This window comes from Actinoplanes sp. NPDC049802 (assembly GCF_040656595.1).
In the GTDB taxonomy this organism is placed as follows: Bacteria; Actinomycetota; Actinomycetes; order Mycobacteriales; family Micromonosporaceae; genus Actinoplanes.
This window is the reverse complement of sequence record NZ_JBFAMR010000020.1, coordinates 1-6890: the sequence shown is the minus strand read 5'-3', so window position 1 is coordinate 6890 and position 6890 is coordinate 1. Positions and strand designations below refer to the sequence as shown.

The following is a 6890-nucleotide window of genomic DNA, read 5'->3' as shown; positions in this document are numbered from 1 at the left end:
GACCGCCGCAGACCGTGACCGGAACGCCCACGACCCGCACAGCACACGCCGAAGCGCCGTCGACGGACCGTGAGCCCTGGTCGCGTCCCCCGCGGACCGCACAGCCCCACGCCGACGGGCCCCGGGCCGCTCAACGCCCCACCGCACAGCCTCACGACGACCGGTGGGCACGGCCCACCAACCCGGCGCCCACGGCGGCGCCGCAGCCCACCACGGCCCCACCGGTCCGCCCACAGTCCCCATGGGCGGAGCCACAACCCCCGGAGCCCACCCCGGTCCCACCGGATGTGGACGCCCACCCGCTCGGCAGCCGGACCCGCTTCTTCATGCAGCCGGACACCGCGCCGACGACGGCGGAGGCCCGCGCGGCGGAGATCCCGGATCCGACGCCGGTGGCGTTCCCCCCGCACCCGCGTCCGGAGCGCACCTCCGCGACGCCGTCGCCGGTGACGACACCCCCGACCGCGCCGGCGCCGGATCGCCCGTTCCCGAGCGCGCCACCGCCGACCACGTCCGGCCCGTCCCGGGACCAGATCGACATCCCGCTGGATCTGCCGTTGCGCGGTAATCCGGAACCGCCCCCGGAGGCGACCGCGCAGGCGGCGCCCGCTGTGGCGGACGGCATCGTCGCGCCCCCGGCCAAGGACACGTCGGCGCTGCGTGACGGCATTCTGGGGGTGGCGGTGGGCCGTGCGGCCGTCTCGCCGCATCTGGAGGGCGGCCCGTGGGGTGACTTCTCCGGCCGGAGCGAGCCGGACGAGCACGCCGCCGACGTGATCACCGCCTATCCGAGCGCACGGCCGGGTCCGGCGGGCACGATCCACGGTGTCGGTATCACGATCCTGGTGACCGAGTTGGAGCGCTCGACCGAGTTCTACCGTGACGTGCTCGGCTTCCACGAGATCGACAACGGGGACGGCAGCGCGGTCCTGGCGTCCGGTGACACCCGCCTGGTGTTGCGTACGGTGCCGAATCTGTCGTCGGAGGCGGGCCGCCAGATCTACCTGAACCTGGAGGTCGGCGACATCGAGGCGGTGCACGCCGAGTTGCGGGAGAAGGGCGTGAAGTTCGTCCATTCGCCGCGCCCGGTGAACCGTGGCGACAAGTTGGAGTTGTGGTCGGCGACGTTCCGCGACCCGGACAACCACAACATCGCCATCACCCAGTGGCGGGCCATCCGCTGACGGGTGCCACCCGGTCCCCCACGGGACCGGGTGTCAGCCGAGGATCGTGCGGCGCACGTGCAGCACGTACGCCCAGGTCAGCCCGAAAATGACCCCGACCGCGGCGAGGGTCCAGTGCAGGAACCCGCCGAGCAGCAGCAGGACCTGGAGAACGGCGCCGCCGGCCCACGCCCAGTTCCGTCTCATGCTGCCGGCGAGCACGACGGCCAGTACGACGAGGACGAGCACCATGATGATCGCCGGGCCGCCGCGGTCTCCGGCGATCATCTTCAGGGGCGCCACCATGAGCAGCAGCACGACCGTCTCGAGTGCCAGTGTTCCGGCGCCGAGTCCGCGTACCGCTGCCTGGGGGTTCTTGAGCCCGGAGGGGCGAGGTCCTTCCGAACTCATCGTTTGAGCAGTTTCCGCGCGTCGGCGACGGTGACCACCGACCCGGTGATGAGGACGGCGATGCCGCTGGTGTCACCGGACGCGTCCTCTTCGGCGAGGACGACGGCTTCCTCGATGGCGTCGGGCATGGTCGCGGCGACCGTCACCCGGTCCTCGCCGAAGATGTCGGCGGCGAGTTGCCCGAGTTCTTCGGCGGGCATGGCTCGCGGTGAACTGTTCTGCGTCACCACGATCCGGGCGGCGACCGGTTCGAGGAGGTCGAGAAGGCCGGTGACGTCCTTGTCGCCGAGCACCGACACGACCGCCACGAGGTGCCGGAAGGAGAACTCCTCCTCCAGCGCGGCGACGGTGGCGGCCATCCCGTGCGGGTTGTGCGCGCCGTCGAGCAGGATGGTGGGCGCGCTGCGCACCCGTTCGAGCCGTCCGGGCGAGTCCACCTGGGCGAACCCTTCCCGGACCAGTTCGACGTCGAGCTGCTTGCCAGCGCCCGCGCCGAGGAATGCTTCGACGGCGGCGAGCGCGACCGCGGCGTTCTGCGCCTGGTGGGCGCCGAACAGCGGCAGGAAGATCTCGTCGTAGACGCCGCCCAGTCCCTGCAGCGTGAGCACCTGCCCGCCGACCGCCTGGGTCCGCTCGACCACCCCGAATTCGCTGCCCTCCCGGGCGAGGGTGGCCTGCATGTCGGCGCAGCGTTCGAGGATGGGCCGCAGGGCCTCCTCGGTCTGGAGCGCGGTGATGACGGTGGCGCCGTGGTGGATGATGCCGACCTTGTGCCAGGCGATGTCCTCGATGGTGTCGCCGAGCCACTCGGTGTGGTCGAGGCCGATCGGGGTGAGCACGCAGACGCCCGCCTCGATGACGTTCGTCGCGTCCTCCTCGCCGCCGAGCCCGACTTCCACGACGGCGATGTCCACGGGCGCGTCGGCGAACGCCGCGTACGCCATCGCCGTCGTCATGTCGAAGTAGGTGAGCGGCTCGGGATTGCGCGCGTCGACGAGCTCGGCGAGCGGTGCCACCTCCTGGTACGTGGCGACGAGCCGCTCCTCGGAGACCGGTGTCCCGTCGAGGCTGATCCGTTCGCGGACGCTCTCCAGGTGCGGGCTGGTGTAGCGGCCGGTGTGCAGCCCGTGTGCCCGCAGCAGCGCGTCGATCATCCGCGCCGTGCTGGTCTTGCCGTTGGTGCCGGTCAGGTGGATGGCCGGGTACGCCCGCTGCGGGGTGCCCAGCACATCCATCAGATCCCGGATCTTCTGCATGTCGAAGACCATCCGGGTGAAGCCGCGCTTGTCCAGCGCGGCCTCGACCTCGTCGTACTCCTGGTTGCTCATGCCGTCGGCAGCGTCGAGAGAGCGGCCGCGATCCGGACCAGATCGGCCTCGGCGGCCGCCAGCCGGTCCTTGATCTTCGCGACCACGGCTTCCGGGGCCTTGCCGACGAAGGCCTCGTTGCCGAGCTTGGCCCGGCACTGGGTGGCCTCCTTCTCCGCGGCCGCCCGGTCCTTCTCGAGCCGGGCCCGTTCGGCGGCCACGTCGATGGCGCCGCGGGTGTCCAGGTCGACGGTGATGCCACCGGTCACCGCGAGCGTCGCGGTGGCGGCGAAGTCGGCGCCGGGCGTGTCGAGCCGGGCCAGCGAACGGATCAGCGGCTCGTGCGCGTCGATGCCGACGTTACCGAGGCCGGTGAGTGCCGCGGTGACCCGCTGGCTGGGTTTGAGCCCCTGGTCGGAACGGAACCGCCGGACCTCGGTGACCACCTTCTGCAGAGCGGCCAGCTCCTCCTCGGCGGCGTCGTCGATGAGCGCCTGGTCGACGGACGGCCATGCCGCCTTCATCACCGTCTCGCCGCCGGTCAGCGCGATCCACAGCTCCTCGGTGACGAACGGGATGACCGGGTGCAGCAGCCGCAGCAGCTGGTCGAGCACGTGCCCGAGGACCCGCCGGCTGCCCTCCGAACCTTCGGCGAGGACCGGCTTGCTCAGCTCGAGGTACCAGTCGCAGACGTCGTCCCAGGCGAAGTGGTAGAGCGTGTCACAGACCTTGGCGTACTCGTAGTCGGCGAAAAGCTCGTTGACCTCGCCGATGACGTGCTGCAGCCGGGACAGGACCCAACGGTCGACAGCGGAAAGCTCCGACTTGTCCGGGAGCTCCCCCACATGAGCGCCGTTCATCAACGCGAACCGGGTAGCGTTCCACAGCTTGTTGCAGAAGTTGCGGGAGCCCTGGCACCACTCCTCGCTGATCGGCACGTCGGAGCCGGGGTTGGCGCCACGGGCCAGAGTGAAGCGGGTGGCGTCGGCGCCGTACCGGTCGATCCAGTCGAGCGGGTCGACCACGTTGCCGAACGACTTCGACATCTTCTTGCCGAACTGGTCACGCACCATGCCGTGCAGGTTGACCACGTCGAACGGCTGCTTGCCGTCCATCGCGTAGAGACCGAACATCATCATCCGGGCGACCCAGAAGAAGAGGATGTCGTAGCCGGTCACCAGCACGCTTGTCGGGTAGAACTTCTCCAGGTCGGCGGTCTGCTCCGGCCAGCCCAGCGTGGAGAACGGCCACAGGCCCGACGAGAACCACGTGTCGAGGACGTCCTCGTCCTGCTTCCAGCCCTCACCGGTGGGCGGCTGCTCGTCCGGCCCGACGCAGACGACCTCGCCGTCCGGCCCATACCACACCGGGATCCGGTGGCCCCACCACAGCTGCCGCGAGATGCACCAGTCGTGCATGTTGTCGACCCAGGCGAAGTAACGCTTGGACAGCTCCACCGGCTCGATCTTGACCCGGCCGTCACGGACCGCATCACCGGCCGCCTTGGCCAGCGGCTTCGTGTTGACGAACCACTGCAGCGACAGCCGCGGCTCCACCGTGGTCTTGCACCGCGAACAGTGACCCACCGAGTGCAGGTAGGGCCGCTTCTCGGCGACGATCCGGCCCTGCTCCCGCAGCGCCGCCACGATCGCCGGACGGGCCTCATAACGATCAAGACCCTCGAACGGCCCGGGTACGGTGATGACCGCCCGCTCGTTCATGACAGCCGGACTGGGCAGACCGTGCCGCTGCCCGATCTCGAAGTCGTTGGGATCGTGGGCCGGGGTCACCTTGACGGCGCCGGTGCCGAACGACGGGTCGACGTGCTCGTCCGCCACGATCGGGATGCGCCGGCCGGTCAACGGCAGCTCGACCTCGGTGCCGACCAGGTGCCTGTAACGCTCGTCGTCGGGGTGGACGGCCACCGCGGTGTCACCGAGCATCGTCTCGGCCCGGGTGGTGGCGACGACGATCGAGTTCTCGCCCTCGCCGTACCGGATGGAGACCAGCTCACCCTCGTCCTCGGTGTGCTCGACCTCGATGTCGCTGAGCGCGGTGAGGCAGCGCGGGCACCAGTTGATGATCCGGTTGGCCCGGTAGATCAGCTCGTCGTCGTACAGCCGCTTGAAGATCGTCTGCACGGCCCGGGAGAGGCCCTCGTCCATGGTGAAGCGCTCACGGGACCAGTCGACGGAGTCGCCGAGCCGCCTCATCTGCCCGAGGATGGCGCCGCCGGACTGGGCCTTCCACTCCCAGACCCGCTCGACGAACTTCTCCCGCCCCAGGTCGTGCCGGGACAGCTGCTGCTCGGCGAGCTGCCGCTCCACCACGTTCTGCGTGGCGATGCCGGCGTGGTCCATGCCGGGCAGCCACAGCACCTCGTAGCCCTGCATCCGCTTGAGCCGGACCAGGGTGTCCTGAATCGTATGGTCGAGGGCGTGCCCCACGTGCAGGGACCCGGTCACGTTCGGCGGCGGGATCACGATCGTGAACGGCGGCTTGTCACTCTTCGGGTCCGCGGTGAAGTAACCCTCCGATACCCACCGCTCGTACCGCCGCTGCTCTACCTCGCCCGGCTGGTACTGGGCGGAGAGGCCACCGGTGGGCCGGCTGTCGGGGGTACGGGGTTCGGTCGCATCGGTCACCCGACAAGTCTACGGATCCCCGCCGAGCGCCCCGAATTCGCACCTCCTCCGGGGGACCCGTCGCGCCCGGGCGACCGCCGCCGCCACCGCCCACCACCGTGACCGCCACAGGATAGGCTCGCCTGATGTCGGACCGCGGCCAGCACACGCCCTCTTCCCCCACCCCCGGGCAGGCGCAGCCAGGGCCTCTCCCGGACACTCCCGAGGCGCCCGCCGGCGAGACCCCGCCGCCCGCGCCCGGTTCCCCCTTCAGCACCCCGCCCGGCCCGGCCGCCGGCGAGACCCCGCCGGAACCGAACGCCCCACCCCACGAGACCCCACTGGAGCTGAGCGCTACGCCCCACGAGACCCCGCTGGAACTGAGCGCTACATCCGACGGCGCGGACGGCAACACCGCGTTCCGGCTGACCGCTGCGGAGAGCGACGACACGCCCAGCCCGGCGAAGCCGCGCGGCAAGACCCGGACGATCGTCCTGGCGAGCCTGCTGGCGGTGACGGTCGCGGGCGCCGCCACGGTCGGCGTCCTCGGCTGGCGGATCAACTCGCAGCGCAACACGACGCTCGCCACGCCAACCAGCATCGGCTCGCTCATCCTCGACGACAGCGAGGACGCGGCCGCCACCGCCGACTACCTGCAGACCGCCCTGACCGCCGAGATCTCCCTGACCAAGGCGGTCGGCGCCGTCTACACCGGCAACGACGAGAAGAGCGTCCTGTTCTTCGGCGGCACCAGCCTGCTCTGGTCTCCCGGCTCCGAACTGGACACGGCCTTCGAACTGGTCGGCGACGACCAGGGCGCCGTCACCGAAATCCGAGAGGTGGACGCCGGCGATCTCGGCGGCACCATGAAGTGCGGCGTCACCCATTCCCCGGAGGGCGATCTCACGGTCTGCGGCTGGGCCGACCACGGCAGTCTCGCCCTGGCCATGTTCCCGAACCGTACCCAGGATGAAGCCGCCCCTCTGATGCGCCAGATCCGTTCCGCAACCCAAACCCGAAGCTAAAAGCCCATCCCCGGTACGAAAGCCCCCGCCCCCAGAAGCACCACCCCCGTTCCCGAGAGTCGCCGCGAGGCGCTGCGCCGTCCCAGCCGTGCAGCGCCCGCCGGGCTTGAGAGTTCCGTCCCTTTCACGACCAAAAAAGAAAGGCCCACCCCGTGTGGGGTGGGCCTTTCTATCACGTTGAGTCCGGCGGCGTCCTACTCTCCCACACCCTCCCGAGTGCAGTACCATCGGCGCTGAAGGGCTTAGCTACCGGGTTCGGAATGTGACCGGGCGTTTCCCCTCCGCTATGACCACCGAAACAGCCGTCAGCGTGGAACAAACCAGCAACCCACACACAGTGGGGTGGTTGTTCGTTTGCTG

General features: G+C 70.2%; 5 protein-coding genes and 1 rRNA gene. 2 read left to right on the top strand and 4 right to left on the bottom strand.

Annotation, left to right across the window (positions count from 1 at the left end; translation table 11 throughout):
- Window positions 1–1184, top strand: a 1184-nt coding sequence (locus AB0I88_RS16150; protein WP_361024013.1) for a VOC family protein, incomplete at its 5' end; no start/stop codon positions are given.
- Between the two features lie 33 nt (window positions 1185–1217).
- Here the strand turns inward: AB0I88_RS16150 and AB0I88_RS16145 are convergent.
- Genes AB0I88_RS16145 through AB0I88_RS16135 form a run of 3 tightly spaced genes read right to left on the bottom strand, consistent with a single transcriptional unit; the run spans window position 1218 to window position 5526 of the window.
- Entirely contained in the window at window positions 1218–1574 is a 357-nt protein-coding gene (locus tag AB0I88_RS16145; RefSeq protein ID WP_361024010.1) for a DUF4233 domain-containing protein, read from the bottom strand.
- The gene (locus AB0I88_RS16140; protein WP_361024007.1) at window positions 1571–2902 is read right to left on the bottom strand and encodes a folylpolyglutamate synthase/dihydrofolate synthase family protein; all 1332 of its coding nucleotides are present in this window, start codon (window positions 2900–2902) and stop codon (window positions 1571–1573) included. Before AB0I88_RS16140 ends, AB0I88_RS16145 begins: the two co-directional genes overlap by 4 nt.
- Window positions 2899–5526 (bottom strand): valine--tRNA ligase, encoded by a 2628-nt coding sequence (locus tag AB0I88_RS16135; protein WP_361024004.1) that lies wholly within the window; start codon window positions 5524–5526, stop codon window positions 2899–2901. Before AB0I88_RS16135 ends, AB0I88_RS16140 begins: the two co-directional genes overlap by 4 nt.
- 125 nt (window positions 5527–5651) lie before the next feature.
- Between AB0I88_RS16135 and AB0I88_RS16130 the strand changes: the two genes are divergently transcribed.
- Entirely contained in the window at window positions 5652–6530 is an 879-nt protein-coding gene (locus AB0I88_RS16130; protein ID WP_361024001.1) for a hypothetical protein, read from the top strand.
- Window positions 6531–6711: 181 nt separating this feature from the next.
- Here AB0I88_RS16130 and rrf read toward each other — a convergent pair.
- Window positions 6712–6828 (bottom strand): 5S ribosomal RNA (rrf, locus tag AB0I88_RS16125).
- Between the last annotated feature and the right edge of the window lie 62 nt (window positions 6829–6890).